The sequence below is a fragment of the Janthinobacterium sp. UMAB-56 genome (assembly GCF_900095265.1).
In the GTDB taxonomy this organism is placed as follows: domain Bacteria; phylum Pseudomonadota; class Gammaproteobacteria; order Burkholderiales; family Burkholderiaceae_D; genus Janthinobacterium.
Window position 1 is genome coordinate 459,663 of the sequence record NZ_LT607651.1, and the last position, 20,786, is coordinate 480,448.

General features: G+C 60.9%; 18 protein-coding genes. 2 read left to right on the plus strand and 16 right to left on the minus strand.

The window, feature by feature from the left end; translation table 11 throughout:
* Positions 1–58 precede the first annotated feature (58 nt).
* From K0F85_RS02140 to rpsO, 7 genes are all read right to left on the minus strand, one after another.
* Positions 59–1,039, minus strand: coding sequence for an NAD(P)H-quinone oxidoreductase (locus K0F85_RS02140; RefSeq protein ID WP_219114333.1), 981 nt, complete (start codon positions 1,037–1,039; stop codon positions 59–61).
* A gap of 73 nt (positions 1,040–1,112) precedes the next feature.
* On the minus strand, positions 1,113–1,721 hold the full coding sequence (locus K0F85_RS02145; RefSeq protein ID WP_219114334.1) for a tetratricopeptide repeat protein: 609 nt from the start codon (positions 1,719–1,721) through the stop codon (positions 1,113–1,115).
* A 60-nt stretch (positions 1,722–1,781) separates the two neighbouring features.
* Positions 1,782–2,543, minus strand: a complete 762-nt coding sequence (locus tag K0F85_RS02150; RefSeq protein WP_219114335.1) for a GIN domain-containing protein — start codon at positions 2,541–2,543, stop codon at positions 1,782–1,784.
* 108 nt (positions 2,544–2,651) lie between these two features.
* Positions 2,652–2,861 carry a hypothetical protein gene (locus K0F85_RS02155; protein ID WP_219114336.1) on the minus strand — a complete coding sequence of 70 codons (210 nt, stop codon included), beginning with the start codon at positions 2,859–2,861 and terminating at the stop codon, positions 2,652–2,654.
* Between the two features lie 164 nt (positions 2,862–3,025).
* Positions 3,026–4,978 carry a methyl-accepting chemotaxis protein gene (locus K0F85_RS02160; protein WP_219114337.1) on the minus strand — a complete coding sequence of 651 codons (1,953 nt, stop codon included), beginning with the start codon at positions 4,976–4,978 and terminating at the stop codon, positions 3,026–3,028.
* 257 nt (positions 4,979–5,235) lie between these two features.
* The gene (gene pnp, locus K0F85_RS02165; RefSeq protein WP_219114338.1) at positions 5,236–7,353 is read right to left on the minus strand and encodes a polyribonucleotide nucleotidyltransferase; all 2,118 of its coding nucleotides are present in this window, start codon (positions 7,351–7,353) and stop codon (positions 5,236–5,238) included.
* Between the two features lie 221 nt (positions 7,354–7,574).
* On the minus strand, positions 7,575–7,844 hold the full coding sequence (rpsO, locus tag K0F85_RS02170) for a 30S ribosomal protein S15 (protein WP_010399743.1): 270 nt from the start codon (positions 7,842–7,844) through the stop codon (positions 7,575–7,577).
* A gap of 185 nt (positions 7,845–8,029) precedes the next feature.
* Here rpsO and bamE point away from each other — a divergent pair, with 185 nt between their 5' ends.
* Positions 8,030–8,527: an outer membrane protein assembly factor BamE gene (gene bamE / locus K0F85_RS02175; RefSeq protein ID WP_219114339.1), complete on the plus strand. Its 498-nt coding sequence runs from the start codon at positions 8,030–8,032 to the stop codon at positions 8,525–8,527.
* Positions 8,528–8,658: 131 nt separating this feature from the next.
* Complete coding sequence (locus K0F85_RS02180; RefSeq protein ID WP_219114340.1) at positions 8,659–10,713, plus strand: Ig-like domain-containing protein; 2,055 nt, start codon at positions 8,659–8,661, stop codon at positions 10,711–10,713.
* A 19-nt stretch (positions 10,714–10,732) separates the two neighbouring features.
* Here the strand turns inward: K0F85_RS02180 and K0F85_RS02185 are convergent, their stop codons facing one another.
* From K0F85_RS02185 to K0F85_RS02225, 9 genes are all read right to left on the minus strand, one after another.
* Positions 10,733–12,277, minus strand: coding sequence for a 2-isopropylmalate synthase (locus tag K0F85_RS02185; RefSeq protein ID WP_219114341.1), 1,545 nt, complete (start codon positions 12,275–12,277; stop codon positions 10,733–10,735).
* Between the two features lie 48 nt (positions 12,278–12,325).
* Entirely contained in the window at positions 12,326–13,177 is an 852-nt protein-coding gene (pssA, locus tag K0F85_RS02190; RefSeq protein WP_219114342.1) for a CDP-diacylglycerol--serine O-phosphatidyltransferase, read from the minus strand.
* 155 nt (positions 13,178–13,332) lie between these two features.
* Positions 13,333–14,088 carry an SIMPL domain-containing protein gene (locus K0F85_RS02195; protein WP_219114343.1) on the minus strand — a complete coding sequence of 252 codons (756 nt, stop codon included), beginning with the start codon at positions 14,086–14,088 and terminating at the stop codon, positions 13,333–13,335.
* Between the two features lie 103 nt (positions 14,089–14,191).
* Complete coding sequence (locus K0F85_RS02200) at positions 14,192–14,947, minus strand: SIMPL domain-containing protein (protein WP_219114344.1); 756 nt, start codon at positions 14,945–14,947, stop codon at positions 14,192–14,194.
* Between the two features lie 207 nt (positions 14,948–15,154).
* Positions 15,155–16,381, minus strand: a complete 1,227-nt coding sequence (locus tag K0F85_RS02205) for an MFS transporter (RefSeq protein WP_219114345.1) — start codon at positions 16,379–16,381, stop codon at positions 15,155–15,157.
* 179 nt (positions 16,382–16,560) lie between these two features.
* Positions 16,561–16,971 carry a hypothetical protein gene (locus K0F85_RS02210; protein ID WP_219114346.1) on the minus strand — a complete coding sequence of 137 codons (411 nt, stop codon included), beginning with the start codon at positions 16,969–16,971 and terminating at the stop codon, positions 16,561–16,563.
* A gap of 149 nt (positions 16,972–17,120) precedes the next feature.
* Positions 17,121–18,137, minus strand: a complete 1,017-nt coding sequence (gene ilvC / locus K0F85_RS02215; protein WP_219114347.1) for a ketol-acid reductoisomerase — start codon at positions 18,135–18,137, stop codon at positions 17,121–17,123.
* A 76-nt stretch (positions 18,138–18,213) separates the two neighbouring features.
* On the minus strand, positions 18,214–18,705 hold the full coding sequence (gene ilvN, locus K0F85_RS02220) for an acetolactate synthase small subunit (RefSeq protein ID WP_010399754.1): 492 nt from the start codon (positions 18,703–18,705) through the stop codon (positions 18,214–18,216).
* Positions 18,706–18,707: 2 nt separating this feature from the next.
* The gene (locus tag K0F85_RS02225) at positions 18,708–20,438 is read right to left on the minus strand and encodes an acetolactate synthase 3 catalytic subunit (RefSeq protein ID WP_219114348.1); all 1,731 of its coding nucleotides are present in this window, start codon (positions 20,436–20,438) and stop codon (positions 18,708–18,710) included.
* Between the last annotated feature and the right edge of the window lie 348 nt (positions 20,439–20,786).

Consider the following 20,786-nt stretch of genomic DNA (forward strand, 5'->3'; position numbering starts at 1 on the left):
TAATAACCCGTCATTCTAACTCCGGCACCGATGCCGGTCAAACAGGCAGTGCCCCGTTTCAGGCAACTTGCAACATGATCTTGCCCACGTGCGTGCTCGCTTCCATCAAGGCATGCGCCTCGCTGGCTTGTTCGAGCGGGAAAGTTTGATAGATCACGGGCTTGATCTTGCCCGCTTCGATCAGCGGCCAGACGGTCGCGCGCAAATGCTGCGCGATGGCAGCCTTGAAGGCGACGGGACGGGGACGCAGGGTCGAGCCGCTGACGCTCAAGCGGCGGCGCAGCACTTGCCCCAGGTCCAGGGTAGCCTTGCTGCCGCCCTGCACGGCGATCAGGCCGATGCGGCCGTCATCGGCCAGGCAATCGATTTCGCGCGGCAGGTAGTCCCCGCCCACCATGTCGAGGATGACATCGACACCCTTCCCCTCGGTCAATTGCTTGACGACGGCGACGAAATCTTCCGTGCGGTAATTGATGCCCCGTTCGGCGCCAAGCGCCTCGCAGGCGCGCGCCTTCTCGTCGCTGCCCGCCGTGGCGAACACGCGGTGACCGAGCGCGGCCGCCAATTGAATGGCCGCCACGCCGATGCCGGACGTGCCGCCCTGCACCAGCAAGGTTTCGCCGTCGGCCAGCGCGCAGCGGTCAAAGACATTGCTCCAGACGGTGAAGAAGTTTTCCGGCAGGGACGCGCCTTCCAGCGCCGTCAAGCCGCGCGGCAAGGGCAGGCACTGGCCGGCAGGCGCGGCACAGTATTCGGCATAGCCGCCGCCCTGCACCAGCGCGCAGACCAGGTCGCCCTTCCTGAATGCGGTATGGGCAAAGTCGCCATCGACGACTTCGCCCGCCACTTCCAGGCCAGGCAAGTCGGACGCGCCGGCGGGCGGCGCATACTTGCCCAGGCGCTGCAGCACGTCGGGGCGGTTGACGCCGGCCGCGTGCACCTTGATCAGCAGTTCGCCCGCTTGATACTGCGGCATGGGACGCTCAGCAATCTGCAAAACGTCGGCGGGACCTGGCTGGCTGATGGCAACTGCACGCATGGCGGGACTCTTTCAAGGGAAAACGGCGATTGTACGCCAAGCCGCCAGCCCTTGCAGCCTGCTCCCCCACCCGTCAAGTGCCGCCCGTCTTCGACTGGCGCGGCAAGGGCGTGCCGGGCTTCCATTTTGCCGACAGGGCTTGCCCTTCCTCGACTTGCTCAGGCGTCATCTTGCGCACCACGGCGGCGCGCTGGTCGGCCGCATTCGCGTTGCCATTCGCCGCTGCCAGATTCCACAGCATGTAGGCGATGACGTTGTCCTGCTGCACCCCGCCCATGTGGTAGCGGTACATCAGGCCCAGCACCTGCTGCGCCTCTGCATGGTTCTGCTCGGCCGCCTTGCGGAACCAACTGACGGCCTGCTTGTGATCCTGCAGCACGGCGTTGCCCGTGTAATACATGGCGCCCACCACATACTGGGCATCGGCCTTGCCCTGCTCGGCCGCCTTGCGGTGCCAGAACATGGCTTGCTTGTAATCCTGCGGCAAGCCGCGCCCCATGTAATACATCAAGCCCAGCAAATGCTCGGCATCGGCATTGCCGGTCTTGGCCAGTGGCAATATTTCCTTGTAAGCTAGCGCGTAATTCTTGTTATTGTAGGCGCTGGCGCCTTCGGCGAATCCAGCCCGCGCGGGTAGCTGTATCGTCAACAGCATGAGTAAGGTAATGATCAGTTTTTTCATCGGATTGGGATGTGGTCTGACTGCTTTTATTCTGCCCATAACACCTGGGGCAGGCTGCTTTTACTTCCAGCTAACTTTGCCCAGGCCCTCGACGCTGACATCGCGGTTGACCGGCTTGCCGTACACCACCACCGAACCGAGCCCGCTCAAGTTCAGCTTGGCATTCGTATGGGCGTTCACCGTGGCATTGCCCAGGCCGCTCAATTCCAGATTGACGGCATCGGCTTCGAATTGCCGCGCATTCAGGCTGCCCAGGCCGCCCAGGCTGGCTTTCAAGACACGCCCGTGTCCGCCCAGCACGACCGAGCCCGCGCCCTGCAAGTCCAGCTCCGCCCGCTCATTGTTGCCTATCCAGAGCTGCATGCTGCCCACGCCGCCCAGACTGGCATTGAGCTTGCGGTAGTCGCCCACCAGCTTGATGCTGCCCGCGCCCTCCAGCGACAGGGTCAGTTCCTCGTCCTTGAAACCGGTGATGTCGGTGCTGCCAAAGCCTTCCGAAGTCAGTTCGCGCAAGTTCGGCAAAACCAGGTCGGCGCGGATCGCCGAAGGGCCGATCTTGAAGCCACGCACTTCCGTTTCGATATGCAGGGTGTCGCCGCTTTGCGCCGTGCTGACATCGGCGATGTAGCGCTTGTCGGCCGTGATGCTCAGCGAAGGCACGTTGCCCTGGCGAATGCGCACTTCCATCACGCCGTCGAGCTTGACGCGCACCACGCGCGCATCGACGTTGCGCATTTCCAGCAAGCGGGTCTCGGCGGCCGCGCCGCGCACCAGGCCCAAAGTCGCCAGGAACAGCAGCGCCAGTTGCAGTGTCTTTTTCATGTAGTGCATCCTCGGTATCTTGTTTTTATGTGTCTGGTCGCCCGCCGTGGGCGCTTGCATTGCTCGCGCAACAGCACTGTAGCAGTGCCGAAAATGGCTGACAATCAATTATGCAAAACGGGATTTTTCCAGGGTGCTCAGGCGCTTGGCCTTGACTACCACCACGTGCATGGCAGCCTTGCCAGCTGGCGCGGCCATGGTGGCCGTGGAACTGGCCACTTGCAGGGCCGGGGCGGCCGGGGCGATGGCGTAGCAGCTGGCGCTGAGCAGGATGGCGGCCGCAACGACGATGACTTCCATGTTTTTAGCGACGTTCATTGGTATCTCCTCGGGTATCTGGCAGTGGGCTTGCGGTATGGTGTCACTATAGCCATACCGCCCCCGGCAGACACGCCGATTGCGACGAACTGCGCTTTTGGCAGGCTGGCCTGACAAAAACGCGGATGAACGTGCAAAATAAGCGTCAATTTCCAGCTGGGCGCTTAAAACTCTTCCCACTCGTCGGCGCCGGACTTGGCCGCCTTGACGCTCTTGCTCGGCGGCAGCGCGCGGGTTGGCGCGCGCGGCGCAGGAGCAGGAGCGGCCGACCTCGCCTTGAGGCGCGTCACGGGCGCGGGCGCCGCGCTGGCTGCTGCGTCGCCGAGGCGAAACATGCCGACCGCCTGCGCCAGGTCCACGGCCTGCTCCTGCAGGCTTTCCGCGGCAGCGGCCGCCTGCTCGACCAGGGCCGCGTTTTGCTGCGTCATGGTATCCATGTGCGTGACGGCCGTATTGATCTCGCCGATGCCGGCGCTCTGCTCGCGGCTGGCCACCGTGATCTCGCTCATGATGGTCGTCAATTGCTGCACCGAGGCCACCACCTGATCCATGGTCTGGCCCGCTTCATCGACGAGACGGCCGCCTGCATCCACTTTCTCGACCGAATCGCCGATCAATTCCTTGATTTCCTTGGCTGCACCAGCAGACCTTTGTGCCAGGTTGCGCACTTCGGACGCCACCACGGCAAAGCCCCTGCCCTGCTCGCCCGCGCGTGCCGCCTCGACGGCCGCATTCAGGGCCAGGATATTCGTCTGGAAGGCAATGCCGTCGATGACACCGATGATGTCGACAATCTTGCGCGAACTTTCCTGAATGCCGGCCATGGTGCCTACCACCTGCTGCACCACGCGGCCACCCTTGGCCGCCACTTCCGAGGCGGACATGGCCAGCTCGTTGGCCGCATGCGCGTTTTCCGCATTCTGCTTGACGGTCGAGGTCAGCTCATCCATCGAGCTGGCCGTTTCTTCCAGCGCGCCCGCCTGCGCTTCGGTGCGCGAGGACAGGTCGGCGTTACCGGCGGCAATATCGGCCGACTCGCTACGCACCAGGGTGCTGATGCTGCGGATCTGCACCAGCACGGTGGCGATCTTTTCGACGAACAAATTGAACGCCTTGGCGATCTGCGCCAGCTCGTCCGCGCCCTCCGCGTCGAGGCGGCTGGTCAGGTCGCCGTCGCCCGTGGCGATGGCTTCCATCGCATCGCGCACCAGGCCCAGACGGCGCAAGGCGCGCGCCACCAGCACGCTCAGTGCCGTGGCGGCCAGGGCCAGCACCAGCAAGGCCGTCAGGGCGGAGGCGCGCAGCATGGAGCCCAGGGCCTGCGTCGCTTCTGCGCGGTCGAGCACGGTCGCCAGCAGCCAGTCGCTGCCGGGCACCTTACTGACATGCAAGATGCCTTCGCGCTCGCCGAGGCGGATGGTGGCGCCATCGCCACTCTTTTCGATATCGGCCAGCGCCTGCGCGCTCAGGCCCGGGTCGAGCTCGGCCAGCGGTTTCAGGGTCAGCTTGCCGTCCGGGTGGGCGATAATCTTGCCGCCGCCATCGACGAGGAAGGCATAGCTGGACGCCGTCGGCTTGATCGAGGCGACGTTTTGCACCACCGCATCCATCATCACGTCGGCCGCCATCACGCCCGTCACGCTGCCCTTGCCGCCCAGCGGCTCGGCAAATGTGACCACCAGCTTGCCCGTGCTGGCGCCGATATATGGCGCCGTGATGATGGGGCCGCCCGTTTCGGACGCCAGCTTGTACCAGGGCCGCGCAGTGGGGTCGTAGTCGGCGGCGCGCTTGCGCTCTTGCGAAAAGACGGCGTGCTTGTCGGCAAAGCCGATATACGCCATGTCAAAGGTGCCCGCCTGCTCGGCCGCCTTCAGGGCTGGCAAGGGATCGGCCGCCGTGGCCCCCTGCTTGAGCGACCCTACGACGGCTTGCTTGGAACGCAGCCATTCGGCAATGGCATGCGCGTGACTGTGCGACAACTGCAGCATCTGCGTGTCGAGCGCGGCCAGGGTACTTGAGCGCGTCGTGAAGAAATTGGCGATGGCGACGGCCAGCATGGCCAGCACGACGATGGAAACAGCGATGGCAATCAGCCGTGCCTTAAGGGAGGACAACATGGTGCATCCAATAAAAAAGGGGAAATCGGGAGGGATGCACCATGGTCGATGAATAAGATTTTGTCGTCAAGCAATACCGACAGTCAATTACCCATAAACAACAATTGATACCATATATTAATCACCTTGCGCTGCAAGCCCGCCACCTTGATGATGCCGGGGTCGCTGACGGTGCGCGCAGGCTGGGCGTAAAAAAACCGCCAGGCTTGCGCACCGGCGGTTTTTGAGCATGCGGACCAAGCCGCCGTCAGGCGAACTTAAGCGGCTGGCGCTTCGTTGCCTTCAGCAGCTTTCATCGACAGCTTCAAGCGGCCGCGATCGTCCGTTTCCAGCACTTTGACGCGAACCAGCTGGCCTTCTTTCAGGTAATCGGCCACGGCGTTGACGCGCTCATTGGCGATCTGGCTGATGTGCAGCAAGCCGTCCTTGCCTGGCATGACTTGCACGATGGCGCCGAAGTCCAGCAGTTTCAGCACGGTGCCTTCGTAGGTCTTGCCCACTTCGACGGAGGCGGTCAGCTCTTCGATGCGGCGCTTGGCTTCCTGGCCGGCAGCAGCGTCGACGGAAGCGATGGTGACCACGCCTTCGTCGCTGATGTCGATCTGGGTGCCCGTCTCTTCGGTCAGCGCGCGAATCACGGCGCCGCCCTTGCCGATCACGTCACGGATTTTTTCCGGGTTGATCTTGATGGTGATCAGACGCGGTGCGAAATCGGACAGTTCGGTTTTGACGTGCGGCATGGCTTTTTGCATTTCGCCCAGGATGTGCTCGCGGCCTTCTTTGGCTTGCGCCAGTGCCACTTGCATGATTTCCTTGGTGATGCCCATGATCTTGATGTCCATCTGCAGCGCCGTGATACCGTTGCGGGTACCGGCTACCTTGAAGTCCATGTCGCCCAGGTGATCTTCGTCGCCCAGGATGTCGGACAGCACGGCAAACTTGCCGCCTTCCTTGATCAGGCCCATGGCGATACCGGCCACGTGTTCTTTCATCGGCACGCCGGCGTCCATCAGTGCCAGGCAGCCGCCGCACACCGATGCCATCGACGAGGAACCGTTCGATTCCGTGATTTCCGATACCAGACGCACCGAGTAGCTGAACTCTTCAGCTGCTGGCAGGGCGGCGATCAGCGCGCGCTTGGCCAGGCGGCCGTGGCCGATTTCGCGGCGTTTCGGCGTACCGACACGGCCCGTTTCGCCGGTGGCGAACGGAGGCATGTTGTAATGCAACATGAACGAATCGGTGAATTCGCCCATCAGCGCATCGATCTTCTGGCTGTCACGGGCGGTGCCCAGGGTGGCGACGACCAGCGCTTGCGTTTCGCCGCGCGTGAACAGGGCCGAACCGTGGGTGCGTGGCAGCACGCTGGTGCGGATCGAGATCGGGCGCACGGTGCGCGTGTCGCGGCCGTCGATACGTGGCTCGCCGTCCAGGATTTGCGTACGCACGATTTTCGCTTCGATGTCGAACAGGATGTTGTTCACTTCCGCGCTATCGATGGACGCGCCGCCGTTGGCAGCCGCTTCAGCCGACAGGTCGGCGATCACTTCCGACGTCGCTGCTTTCAGCTTGGCCGTACGCTCTTGCTTATCCTTGGTTTGATACGCGTCATTGATCTTGGCGTTGGCGAAATGCGCGACGCGGGCGATCAGTGCTTCGTTTTTCGGCGCAGGCGCCCATTCCACTTCCGGCTTGCCGCCGTCACGCACCAGGTCGTGAATCGCGTCGATGACGACTTTCATCTGGTCGTGGCCAAAGACCACGGCGCCCAGCATGACTTCTTCGGACAGCTGTTTGGCTTCCGATTCGACCATCAGCACGGCCGTTTCGGTGCCGGCGACTACCAGGTCCATTTCCGACGTTTTCAGCTGCTGAACGGTTGGATTCAGGATGTACTGGCCATTCGCATAACCGACGCGCGCAGCGCCGATCGGGCCACTGAAAGGCACGCCCGAAACGCACAGGGCAGCCGAAGCGCCGATCATGGCGGCGATGTCCGGATCGATTTCCGGGTTGACCGACAGCACGTGAATGATGACTTGCACTTCATTCAGGTAGCCTTCCGGGAACAGCGGACGGATAGGACGGTCGATCAAACGGGATGTCAGTGTTTCTTTTTCGGAAGGACGGCCTTCGCGCTTGAAAAAACCGCCCGGGATTTTACCGGCAGCATAGGTTTTCTCAACATAATCAACCGTCAAAGGGAAGAAATCCTGGCCTGGCTTGGCATCTTTGCGTGCCACGACCGTTGCCAGAACGACGGTATCTTCGATCGACACCAGTACTGCGCCGGATGCCTGACGTGCGATTTCGCCGGTTTCCAGGGTCACTTGGTGTTGACCGTACTGGAAGGTTTTCGTAACTTTGTTAAACATGGGGTATCCCTTTTCTAATTGCCGACAGATTTTCAGGGGCTGTCGTTCACCTCACCACAGGCGGTGGAAAAACCGTTGCCGCCTTTACTACTTTACTTTTAAAACATGATATCGGTAAGAGAATACGTTACTTACAGACATAAATCCGGAATTCAAATGACAAAATGCCCGCGTCAGCGAACTGGCGCAGGCATTTCTGTATAAACCTTGTACGGCAAAAATTACTTGCGCAGACCAAGTTTAGCGATCAGGTCGCGATAACGGGTAGCGTCTTTAGCCTTCAGGTAGGACAACAGGCTCTTACGACGGTTGACCATCATGATCAGGCCGCGGCGGGAGTGGTGATCTTTCGAGTGGGCTTTGAAGTGGCCGTTCAGTTCGTTGATGCGAGCTGTCAGCAGTGCAACTTGCACTTCAGGGGAGCCGGTGTCGTTTTGACCACGTGCGTTGTCCGCGATGATAGCGGCTTTGTTGATGTTTTCTACTGTCATGATAAACCTTTCACATGCGGTGCACAGAGTCTGAACCCTATCCACCGTGAACTACGATTATTAAAATACTGGCCTATGCTTCCAACCAGACGCGCAAGTATATCGGAAAAAAGCCCGCCTGTATCCTGCCGTGCGGGCTTTTCTCGGTGCATGATAGGATTTTCCTGCATTTCAGGAGCACAAACATGAAAAAACTGCTCAAATTAGCAACGCCGCTACTGCTTGCCGTACTGGCCGGCTGCGCCAGCTGGAACGCCCCGCCGCCGCAAGCGGGCGAACCGCGCGCCGCCGTGGAAGCGCGACTGGGCCGGCCTACGGCAATCTACCAGCTGCCCACGGGCCCGGAACTGGAATACGCCACGGGCCCCTATGGCCAGTACACCTACATGGCCCGCTTCGGCCCCGACGACAAGTTAATTTCCTATGAACAGGTACTCGATACGCCGGGCTTCGCCCGCATCAAGGTGGGCGTGTCGACCCGGCAGGATGTGCTGCAACTGCTGGGCCGACCGACGGAAAAATCCTACCTGCCGCTACCCAAACTCTACGTCTGGTCTTACCGCTACAAGGAGTCCGGCGTGTGGGATTCCATGATGCACGTACACTTCGACCATGACGGCATCGTGCGCATGCTGATGAACGGGCCCGATCCGGACAAGGAGGAGCGGCGTTTCTTCTGGTAGCAGGCAGGTCGCCGCACTCCTGTCTGTTGTGACAATGTGTGACTTTTCACATGTGAACATTGTGTAAAGTCTTGCGGAGAAAATGGCCTGCGCCGTGCTGGCCATACATACAATCTACTGCAAGGAACCAGATGCCGCATCAGCAGGAAGTCAGCCGTCCATATCATCGCGCCATCCCTCCCCTGTCCCTCACACTTGCCCTCCTGCTGTCCGCCTGCGGTGGCGGTGGCGGTGGCGGTGGCGGTGGCGGTGGCGGAGGCGGTACGTCGCCACCGGTGACGCCACCTGCCAGCACCAGCAATACACCTCTGCTACTCACTGCAAGCAATGCCACGGATTCCTCTATTCTGGCATTCGGCAATGGCGCTGTGGCACTGGGCGCCGCACAAATGGTCATCGACTGGGCGAGTCAGTTCAATACGAGCACCACGCAATCGAAGCCGTGCAGCGGTGGCGGCACGCAAAGCGCCACGTTTAGCGACGCCGATGCCAATGGCAAGGTTGGCGCGGGCGACAAGCTCAGCGTGACATATGTCGCTTGCTACTCGAAGGAACTGGAAGGCGTTGTCGACGGCACCATGGATGTCACGTTTACGGCGCCAGTCAACGAGCAGCAACTGGCGGGAACGATCAGCTTTGCTCCCGGCTTTGGCGACCACACCAGCACGCCACGCGAAGATCTGGCGGGCAGCCTGCGCTTTGACCATAGCATAGGGCCACTCTCTCGGATGCTGCGCATTCATTCCGACACGCAACCATTCATCATGGCGTATTCCGACGCCAAGCAGACTAAAAAGGAAACCATTACCGCGCTGGAGTTACAGCACGAGCTGCGCATCGATACGGCACGCGCCACCACCAGCATGCGCTACCACCTGGCCAGCGACTTGCTTGGCGGCAGCCTTGATGTCAGCACGGCGACGCCATGGCGCTCCTGGTTCGACACCTACCCCGATGCCGGGGAACTGCTGCTGACCGGCGCAAACAACAGCAAGGCCAGCTTGCGCGCCAATCCACGCCCGGCGCCAGACCATCTCAATATCTTGCTCGGCGATACCGTACTGGCTACCGCCCCTGCCCAAGGCACGGGTTTTTTATGGAGCAGTGGCGCCTGGCGGCCACAAAATGCCAGCCTGGACCGCTACGACATCCAGTCCGACCTACCCAGCGGCTTCAGGCTGCTGATCGCACCGGACACGGCCAAACTCCCGCCCGCTGGGGCACTTACCTGGGTCTATACGCGCACGTTGGGCACGCCACAGCTGCACAACGCGCTCTTCCGGCAACAGGGCAATGATCCCGAGGATATTCCGGCAACCATCAGCATCAATGGCGCCATGTTGACAGTCCAGCCAGCCACGCAACTGCGGGCCGGTGCCACCTATAACCTGACATTCGATAACCTGCAAATCGATCCCATACGCGATATGGCCGGCAATGCCCTGCGCTCGCCGGCCGGCATCGTAAATGTAGCGCAAAGTATCAGCGCCGCCATCAGCACCAATGGAACGCCGGCCCTGTTGCTGGGTACGGGTGCAACGCTGACGCTCGATGCTGGCGGCTCGTCGGCCCATGGCGCGCCGGCCAGCGGCACGCGCTGGCGGCAGCTTTCCGGTCCGGCGCTGGTCATGGATAATCCAAATGCGCAACGCGTCACGCTGTCGAGCCCGACGCCAGCCAAGGGCGTGGCGGTGATGGAACTGGAGGCAAGCAATGCCATCGGAGAATCCGACAAGCAGCGTATCAGCATCGATGTACTGACCGATACCACGCAGGCACTGGTCTTCAGCTACCGGGTCGGCACTGGAGACCAGGTCATCGACAGCAATGCCGCCGCAACCGAAACCAGCTATGTGCGCTATTTGTTGGACAAGAACGTGCTCGACATCATGTCCACCCGGGGCCATCTTCGCTTCCTGACAGGCTTGCCTGGCAACCAGTCCTGGCAGGCTGGCACCACTTTCGCCTATGGCCCGGGCAACGCTGACAGCGTCGAAGGCGGTCTGCTCGGCCGCTACAATTTACCGCAATGCACGTATGCGGCAGGCAGCTTCACCGTGCTCGAATTTGCGCGCGACGCCGCTGGACAGCCGTCGCGGGTCGCGCTCGACATCGACGACATGTGCGCCGGCACGCGCACGCAGATGTCGATCCGTTACGGCAGCGAACTGCCATTGCGCAAATAGGGACCACTGCACAGCTTGACTAGGGCTGCGGGTCGATGCGCTCATCCTTTGCATGCAACTTGTTCAAGGCCGACAAGTACGCCTTGGCCGAGGCGACGATGATGTCCGGGTCGGCACCGACGCCGTTGACGATGCGCCCGTCGCGCGACAGGCGCATGGTCACTTCGCCCTGCGACTGCGTGCCTGTGCTGATGGCATTCACGGAGAACAAGACCAGTTCCGCGCCGCTGGCGGCAGCGCTTTCGATAGCGTTGACGGTAGCGTCGACGGGGCCGTCGCCCTGCCCTTCGCAGCTGCGCTGCTGGCCGCCGACGAGAAACTCCACGCGCGCATGGGGTACGGCGCCCGTCGCCGACTGCTGCGTCAACGCAATAAAACGGTAGTGCTCACTTTCCTGCGCCTGCTGCTCCTCGCTGACGAGGGCCATGATGTCTTCGTCGAAAATCTCGGATTTCCTGTCCGCCAGCTCCTTGAAACGCAGGAAAGCGGCGTTGATTTCCGCTTCCGATTCCAGTGCGATACCCAGCTCGTGCAGCCGCTGCTTGAAGGCATTGCGGCCCGACAGTTTTCCCAACACGATCTTGTTGGCCGTCCAGCCCACGTCTTCGGCGCGCATGATTTCATACGTCTCGCGCGCTTTTAATATGCCGTCCTGGTGGATGCCGGACGCGTGCGCAAAGGCGTTCGCGCCCACCACGGCCTTGTTCGGCTGCACGGCAAAGCCCGTGATTTGCGACACCATTTTTGACGCCGCCACGATTTGCGTCGTATCGATGCCGACCGTCAAGTTGTAATAGGCAGCGCGCGTGCGCAGCGCCATCACCACTTCTTCCAGCGCCGTGTTGCCGGCCCGCTCGCCGAGGCCATTGACCGTGCATTCGATCTGCCGCGCGCCGCCTATCATGACGCCGGCCAGCGAATTGGCCACCGCCAGGCCCAGGTCGTTATGACAATGGACAGACCAGATGGCTTTATCCGAATTTGGTATGCGTTCGCGCAAACGTTTGATGGTATTGCCAAAGATTTCAGGCACGGCGTAGCCCACCGTGTCGGGGAAATTGATGGTGGTGGCACCTTCGGCGATCACCGCCTCGAGCACGCGGCACAAGAAGTCTTCGTCGGAGCGGCTGCCGTCTTCGGGGCTGAATTCGATGTCGTCCGTAAACTGGCGCGCATAGCGCACGGCATTCTGCGCTTGCAGCAATACTTGCTCGGGCGTCATGCGCAGTTTCATCTGCATGTGCAGGGGCGACGTGGCAATGAAGGTGTGGATACGCTTGCGCTCGGCGGGCGCCAGGGCTTCGGCGGCGCGGGCGATGTCGCGGTCGTTGGCGCGCGACAGCGAGCAGATGGTGGACTCGCGCACGGCGCCGGCAATCGCCCGTATCGACTCGAAGTCGCCCTGCGAGGCGGCGGCGAAGCCCGCCTCGATCACGTCGACCTTCATGCGTTCGAGCTGCTTGGCGATGCGCAGCTTTTCCTCGCGCGTCATGGAAGCGCCCGGCGATTGCTCGCCGTCGCGCAAGGTGGTATCAAAAATGATGAGTCGGTTGCTGGTGGTCATGGCTGCTCCTGGCTGGCTGAAGACTGGCGACACTACCGACTCAGGGCATCAAGGCTCGGGGTCGGTCTGGATGATGCTGACGGGCTTGCCCTTCGCCATGCGCCAGAAAAACACGGCGTAGCCGGACAGGCCATAGGCGACGAAAATCGGGAACAGCACTTTCGGCGGGTCGATGGAAATGAGCGCGAAGAACAATGCCAGCAGGAATACCACGATGAAAGGCACGGACTTGCGGAAATTCACATCCTTGAAGCTGTAGAACGGCACGTTGGTGACCATGGTCAGGCCCGAGAACAGGGCAATCGTCCAGGAGACCCAGGCCAGCTGGTTGCCGGCAAATTCCAGGTCGTTCATGAGCAGGATGAAACCTGCCACCATGGCCGCCGCCGCCGGGCTGGGCAAGCCCTGGAAGAAGCGTTTGTCGACCACGGCGATGTTGGTGTTGAAGCGGGCCAGGCGCAGGGCGGCGCCGGCGCAGTACACGAAGGCCGCCAGCCAGCCCAGCTTGCCCATGCCGCGCAGCGACCATTCATAGATCACCAGCGCCGGCGCGGCGCCGAACGACACCATGTCGGACAGGCTGTCGTACTGAGCGCCGAATTCGCTCTGCGTATTCGTCAGGCGCGCGATGCGACCGTCGAGGCCGTCGAGGATCATGGCAATGAAGATGGCCCAGGCCGCGTGTTCGAATTTCTGGTTCATGGCCATGACGATGGCGTAGAAGCCGCAAAACAGGGCTGCCGTCGTGAAGGCATTCGGCAACAGATAGATGCCGCGGCGACGCAAGGTTTTCTTGCCACTGCCATCATTCACCGGCTGGCGCACGAATTTGCTGAAGCGGGACGCTTTGGATGCTGCGGGGGTGCCGTTCTTGCCTCTACGACGGGGGAAGTTTGCCATGTTGTTCCATATCTTGTGTACAGCGGGGGATTCGGTGCCGGATGGCGGGCGCATGACTGTCACGCTGCACCCGCCGATGTTGTCATTATAGAGGAGCCGCCGCCAAAGAAAAGCGCGACGGCGTCAAGCTGACAATATTGACGCCGATTCAAGCTTTATTTGAAGCGTATCTTCGCCACCAGGCCCATGTTGAGGGTCGTTTCGCCTGCTTCGAAGCTCGGTTCGGCCACCAGGCTACCGCCATAAGCGGCCGCATCGGCGCTCATGTTGCGCGCGCCAGTCACATTGACGCGCTGCGCGTAATTGCCCGAGCCTTCGAAATCGATGGTGTCGATCACGGCGTCATTGACATTGCGCCCCATGGCGCCGGCGATGGCGGCCACGCGCTGGTTCAGGTTCTGATAGGCGGCAACGATACGCTGGTCGTCGAGCTTGCGGATTGTGGCGGGCGCCAGGCCGAAATTCAGGCGGTTCAGGGTCAGCACGCCTTGCGCTGCGGAAACTGTTTTTGGCAAGGCGGCCAGGTTGGTCGTCGTCACCTGCAGATATTGACCCACGCGCCAGCCGGTCGGCACTCTCGGCTTGGCAGCACTGCCTGGCGGCAAGGGTGCCGTTTCCGGATACACGGCATACGTGTAGTAACCCTGCGTCTTGAGCACGGCTTGCGGATCGGCTTTCTTGACGATGGCCGCGCCCTGGTTCATCTTCTGGTTGACGCGCGAGGCGGCGGCGGCCTTGTCCTTGTCCTGCTCTTCGATGGCCAGAGTGACGGTCACCTGGTCATTCGCATGCACTACTTCGCCGTTCGCCGGCACTACCACGAGGGTGCCGGAGGTGGGCAAGGTCTGGGCTTGTGCGCTCAGGGCAACGGTAGCGACGGCGGCTGCCAGCATAGCTTTCATGACGGTCATGGTGTTCTCCTGGAAAATAGTGGGGCAAAAACGATCATGGGGCCTACAGCCCCATGATCGTTTCAAAACATGCTAATGCGGAAATATTTCCACCTTAGTGAGCTTACTTGAATTTGACCTTGCCGACGACACGCATGTCGAGCGTGGTTTCGCCCGGCTCGAAGCTCGGCTCGGCGACGACGCTGTCTTCGGCCATCTTGGCGCTGCGCATCATCATCGGTGCGGCGGCAGGACGGCTTTCGTTGGCGTAGTTGCCCGAACCTTCGAAGTCCACCGTGTCGAGCACGGCGTCGGAGACGTTGCGGCCCATGGCCTTGGCGATGGCGGCCACGCGCTCGTTCAGGTTCTTATACGTGGCGGCGATGCGCTGATCGTCCAGCAGGCGGATGGTTTCCGGCTTCAGGCCGAAATTCAAGCCATTCAGGGTCAGCACGCCTTGCGCCGCCGACACGGTCTTCGGCAAGGACGCCAGGTTGGCTGTCGTCACTTCCAGGTACTGGCCAACGCGCCAGGCCGTTGGCAGACGCGGCTTGGCCACGGCGCCGGCTGGCAATGGACGCTCTTCCGGATACACGGGATAGGTGTAATAACCATACGATTTCAATGCCGCAGAAGGGTCGGCCTGCTTGACGATGGCGATACCCTTGTTCATCTTCTGGTTGACGCGCGACGCGGCGGCGGCCTTGTCTTTGTCCTGTTCTTCGATGGCCAGGGTAGCGACCACCTGGTCATTGACATGCTTGACTTCGCCAAACGCGGGTACGACCACCAGGGTGCCGGAAGTCGGCAAGGTTTGGGCTTGTGCGCTCAAGGCAACGGTGGCTGCGGCGGCAACAAGGACGGATTTCATCACGGTCATGGGGTACTCCTAGGTGGTTAATATGGGATGACAGTGCGCGAAGGGGGCGCTATTTGCCACCCCTTTCGCTTGAGAAACTTGTCAAACTGTGTAGATTCTAACGCCTCGTTCGTTCCTGTGGCGCAAATTAACAAATCGTCACAAAATGTGCTTGCCAGTCACATCTGCTCACATTTCAACACACTGCCATTCAAAATAACAATGTTTTTAGTGCCCCATCACCGCGCCGCCGCTACGCCGGCCCGGTTTGAAACTGTAGCGGTGCGCGCGCCAGGCGATAGCCAGCGCCAGCAGCAGCAAGGCCAGCATGGCCCACGGGAAGGATGCCGCGCCATAGCCGTCGAGCAACATGCCGCCCGCCAGGCCGCCGCCCGCGATGGCCACGTTCCAGATCGTCGCCACCATCGCTTGCGCCACATCCATGCCGTCGCCGGCCGCGTCCGCCGATGCCGTCTGCAGCAAGGTGCCGGCGCCGCCGAAGGTGATACCCCAGATGGCCATGCTGATATAGATGACGGCAGGCGAGTCCATCGCCAGTCCCAGCACGACGACCACCAGGGCAAAGGCGGCGATGCATCCCAGCACGAGCGGGCGCAGCCAGCGGTCGATCAGCTGGCTGACCAGCCAGATGCCGGCCAAGGAACCGACGCCATACACGAGCAGCACCAGGTCGACGCGGGGGCGCAAGCCGGACGGTGCGAGGAAGGGCGCGATATACGTATATAAAATATTATGCGCCAGCATCCAGGCGACGATGACAAACAGAATCGGCCGCACGCCCGGCGTCATGAACACCTGGCGTATCGACAGGCGCTCGCCATTCTTTTGCCCCGGATAATCGGGCACGGCCAGCATCACCCACGCGACCAGCACCACGGCCAGGCCGGACATGATGCCGAAGATACTACGCCAGCCCAGCACGCCGCCCATCAGGGTACCCAAGGGCACGCCCAGCGACAGGGCCAGCGGCGTGCCGATCATGGCAATGGCCATCGCCCGGCCCTGCTGCTCGGCACGCACCATGCGGCGCGCATAGCCAGCCATCAAGCCCCAGGCCAGCCCGGCCGCCATGCCGGTGACGAAGCGCGAGACCAGGGCAACGATGTAGTTGGGCGCCAGGGCCGTCGCCGTATTGAAGATCAAGAAGCCGATGATGGCCAGCAACAATACATTGCGCCGGCGCCAGGTGCTGGTCAGCGCCGTCAGGGGAATGGCCGTCAGGATGGAGCCGATGGCGTAGACGGTCACCATCTGGCCCGTCATGACTTCGGAAATGCCGAGGTCCAGGGCAATCTGCGGCAGCAAGCCGGCCGGCAAGGTTTCGGACAGGAGGGCGAGAAACGCCGTCATGGCCAGGGCCAGCAAGGCCAGGATGGGAATGGAAGAGTCAACAGCAGGCTGCGAGGGCGCCGTGGCGGTGATACGCTCAGTCATGTGGGGGTCTTTCAGTTTGCGCAAGCGGCTAAGATACTAGCGCCTGGCGTGCTACAAAAGCGGTGATGCGCGTTGCGGTCGGCAGATACCGAAACAGATGCAGTCCAGAGGAAACTGCAAAGGAAGGGCGGGATTATATAGGAGGCGGGCGAAAAGCGTGCACACGAAAACAGCCGTGCTCAAGATGGCGTCATGCAGGCATCATTGGCCGCCTTGCGTGGCGAAAACCAGGCATTCGATTTCGGGCTGAACAGGAAGGCGCAGATGACGGCGAACGTGAGTGCGCCAGGCAAGACGTTCATCTTGAGCGGCACCGTGGCCAGGCTCAGCACAATGTCGATCACGCCCCACACCAGATACGCAGTGCGCGCGCCGGGCTGCCTGCGCAGCATGGCCACCGCTGCCGCCAGGGTAATGCCCAGCCCGGCGAGCAAAATCGCGTATTGCAGCTCGGCAGGAATCGCGCCGTGCGCCATCCCGGCCAGCATGGCGGCATCGTTACGGCCGAGGTAAGCCGACACCAGGGATGACAGCGTGCTGATGATGAGAAACCAGCAACTGATGGCAAGCGAGATGGGGCGCTTGACCACATGCAGACTCCCGACAAAAACTTTAGAAAAAACAAGCATGGTGCTGACGGTATTTTTGAATGGGCCTGATTGTAACGGATGTTGCCTGCCACGCGCCTACGCACAAAAAAGCCGGCTTGCGCCGGCTTCCTGTGAAGAACGATAGCTGCTTAGTTTTTCGACTGGTCAACCATCTTGTTCTTGGCGATCCAAGGCATCATGGCGCGCAGTTTCGCACCCACTTCTTCGATCTGGTGCTCGGACGTCAGGCGACGGCGCGAGATCAGGGTTGGTGCGCCTGCCTTGTTTTCCAGGATGAAGCTCTTCGCGTACTCGCCCGTTTGAATGTCTTTCAGGCATTGACGCATCGCATCCTTGGTAGCCGAGGTCACGACTTTAGGACCGGTCACGTATTCGCCGTATTCGGCGTTGTTCGAGATCGAGTAGTTCATGTTGGCAATGCCGCCTTCATAGATCAGGTCGACGATCAGCTTCAGTTCGTGCAAGCACTCGAAGTATGCCATTTCAGGCGCGTAGCCCGCTTCCGTCAGGGTTTCGAAGCCGGCCTTGATCAGTTCCACGGCACCGCCGCACAGCACGGCTTGTTCGCCGAACAAGTCCGTTTCGGTTTCTTCACGGAAGTTCGTTTCGATGATGCCGGCACGGCCGCCGCCATTGGCCGAGGCGTAGGACAGGGCGATATCGCGGGCGATGCCCGATTTGTCCTGGTACACGGCGATCAGGTGGGGCACGCCGCCGCCCTGGGTGTAGGTGGCGCGCACGGTGTGGCCCGGGGCTTTCGGCGCGACCATGATCACGTCCAGGTCGGCGCGTGGCACGACTTGGCCGTAATGCACGTTGAAGCCGTGGGCGAAGGCCAGTACGGCGCCCTGCTTGGCGAACGGGGCGATGTTTTCGCTGTAAACCTGGGCGATGTTTTCATCCGGCAGCAAGATCATGATGACGTCGGCGGCTTTCACGGCGTCGTTGACTTCCGCTACTTTCAAGCCGGCTTGCTCGACCTTGGTCCACGAAGCGCCGCCCTTGCGCAGGCCGACGGTGACGTTGACGCCCGAATCGTTCAGGTTTTGTGCGTGCGCATGGCCTTGCGAACCGTAGCCGATGATGGCAACGTTTTTGCCTTTGATCAAGGAGAGGTCAGCGTCTTTGTCGTAAAAAACTTTCATGGTATTTCCTATAAATTTGATGATGCGTTGTTGTTTTAAATGCGGCGCCAGCGCCGCGTAGTGCTGCTGTGTGCTTTTATACTTTGAGGATGCGTTCGCCGCGGCCGATGCCGGAACCACCCGTGCGGACGGTTTCCAGGATGGCAGCGCGGTCGATCGAATCGATGAACGCGTCGAGCTTGACCTTGTTGCCGGTCAATTCGATCGTGTACGTCTTTTCGGTGACATCGATGATGCGGCCACGGAAAATATCGGCGGTGCGCTTCATTTCCTCGCGCTCCTTGCCGACGGCACGAACCTTGATCAGCATCAACTCGCGTTCGATATGCTGGCCTTCGGTCAGGTCCACCACCTTCACCACCTCAATGAGGCGGTTGAGGTGCTTGGTGATCTGTTCGATGATGTCGTCCGAACCGCTGGTGACGATGGTCATGCGCGACAGAGTCGAGTCTTCCGTCGGCGCCACCGTCAATGTTTCGATGTTGTAGCCGCGTGCCGAGAACAGGCCCACCACGCGCGACAGGGCACCCGCTTCGTTTTCCAGCAAGACAGAAATAATATGGCGCATGATTAGAGATCCTCCGAACCGAGCATCATTTCGGACAGGCCCTTGCCGGCTTTCACCATTGGCCACACGTTTTCAGACTGGTCGGTAATGAAGTTCATGAATACCAGCCTGTCTTTCATGCCAAACGCCTCTTTCAGGGCGCCGTCGACGTCGCCCGGTTTTTCAATTTTCATGCCCACGTGGCCATATGCTTCGGCCAGCTTCTCGAAGTCGGGCAGCGAATCCATGTACGACTCGGAGTAACGCGAACCGTAATCGATTTCCTGCCACTGGCGCACCATGCCGAGGAAACGGTTGTTGAGCATGATGATCTTCGGCGTCAAATGATACTGCTTGCACGTGGCGAGTTCCTGGATGCACATCTGGATCGAGCCTTCGCCGGTGATACAAGCGACGGTGGCGTCCGGATTGGCCATCTGCACGCCCATGGCGTACGGCAAGCCGACACCCATGGTGCCCAGGCCGCCGGAATTGATCCAGCGGCGCGGCTTGTCGAAGCCATAATATTGCGCCGCCCACATCTGGTGCTGGCCCACGTCGGAGGTGATGAAAGCGTCGCCCTTGGTGAGCTGGAACACTTTTTCCACCACCGCTTGCGGCTTGATGACCAGGTCGGAGGTCGGGTATTTCAGGCATTCACGGCCACGCCATTCGGCGATCTGCTTCCACCAGTTACTCAAAGCATTGACATTCGGCTTGGCTTCGGCCGCGTCCAGTTGCGCGAGGAACTCGATCAGCACGTCCTTGACGTTGCCGACGATGGGAATATCGACCTTGACGCGCTTGGAAATCGACGATGGGTCGATGTCCACGTGGATGATCTTGCGCGGATGCGAGGCGAAATGTTTCGGGTTGCCGATCACGCGGTCATCGAAACGGGCGCCGATGGCGATCAGCACGTCGCAGTTCTGCATCGCCATGTTCGCTTCATAAGTGCCATGCATGCCCGGCATGCCGACATACTGCTCGCTCGAGGCGCGGTAGCCGCCCAGGCCCATCAAGGTGTTGGTGCACGGGAAACCCAGGCGGTCGACCAGCTTGTTCAGCTCGGGAGCCGCATTCGCCAGGATCACGCCGCCGCCCGTATAGATCATCGGGCGTTCGGCTTGCAGCAGCAGCTGCACGGCCTTGCGGATCTGGCCCGAGTGGCCCTTGTCGACGGGACGGTAGGAGCGCATCTCGACTTCCTTCGGATAGGCGAAATGGCATTTGTGCATGCTGATATCCTTGGGGATATCGACCAGCACGGGTCCCGGACGGCCGGTACGGGCGATGAAGAAGGCTTTCTTGATCGTCGCTGCCAGGTCCTTGACGTCCTTGACGAGGAAGTTGTGCTTGACCACGGGGCGCGTGATGCCGACCGTGTCGCATTCCTGGAACGCATCCTGGCCGATGGCGTGGCTCGGCACCTGGCCAGAGATCACCACCATGGGAATCGAGTCCATATACGCGGTCGACAAGCCCGTGACGGCATTCGTGACGCCCGGACCGGACGTGACGATGGCGACACCGACTTTGTTCGAGCTGCGCGAATAGGCATCGGCGGCGTGGATCGCGGCCTGCTCGTGGCGTACCAGGATATGCTGGAATTTGTTTTGCTGGAAGATGGCGTCGTAGATGTAGAGTACGGCTCCGCCCGGATATCCAAAGACGTGCTCGACGCCCTCTTCAGCCAGACAGCGCACGACAATTTCTGCGCCGGTAATGGGTCCTGCTGCTGCTTCGGTATTCATGAAACATTCCTTTCAAGGTCCATTGGAGATTGATCGGATGTTCTTTCCTGACGAGGTACGCCTAACGCAACAGTGCTCCTGCTTCCCTTTTCATGCGGTCACGCAATTTCTTTGGGCACCCATAGATACCTTACAAAACAACGCTTAACGCAACTCGTTTGGCCGGAGTTTCTGTGGCGCCTGTACGAACCGCTCGCGCTTGTGGCACGGGTTAGAACAAACTGCCTACAAATGAAAGCGCGTCTTGCCGCGGATGGCCTTGTGTGCCGGTCGCGACCTGACCATAGGGCTTTGGGGTGTTCAAAGCGTCCCATACGTTATCGCGTTGCACCATTATGGTCAAGGAAA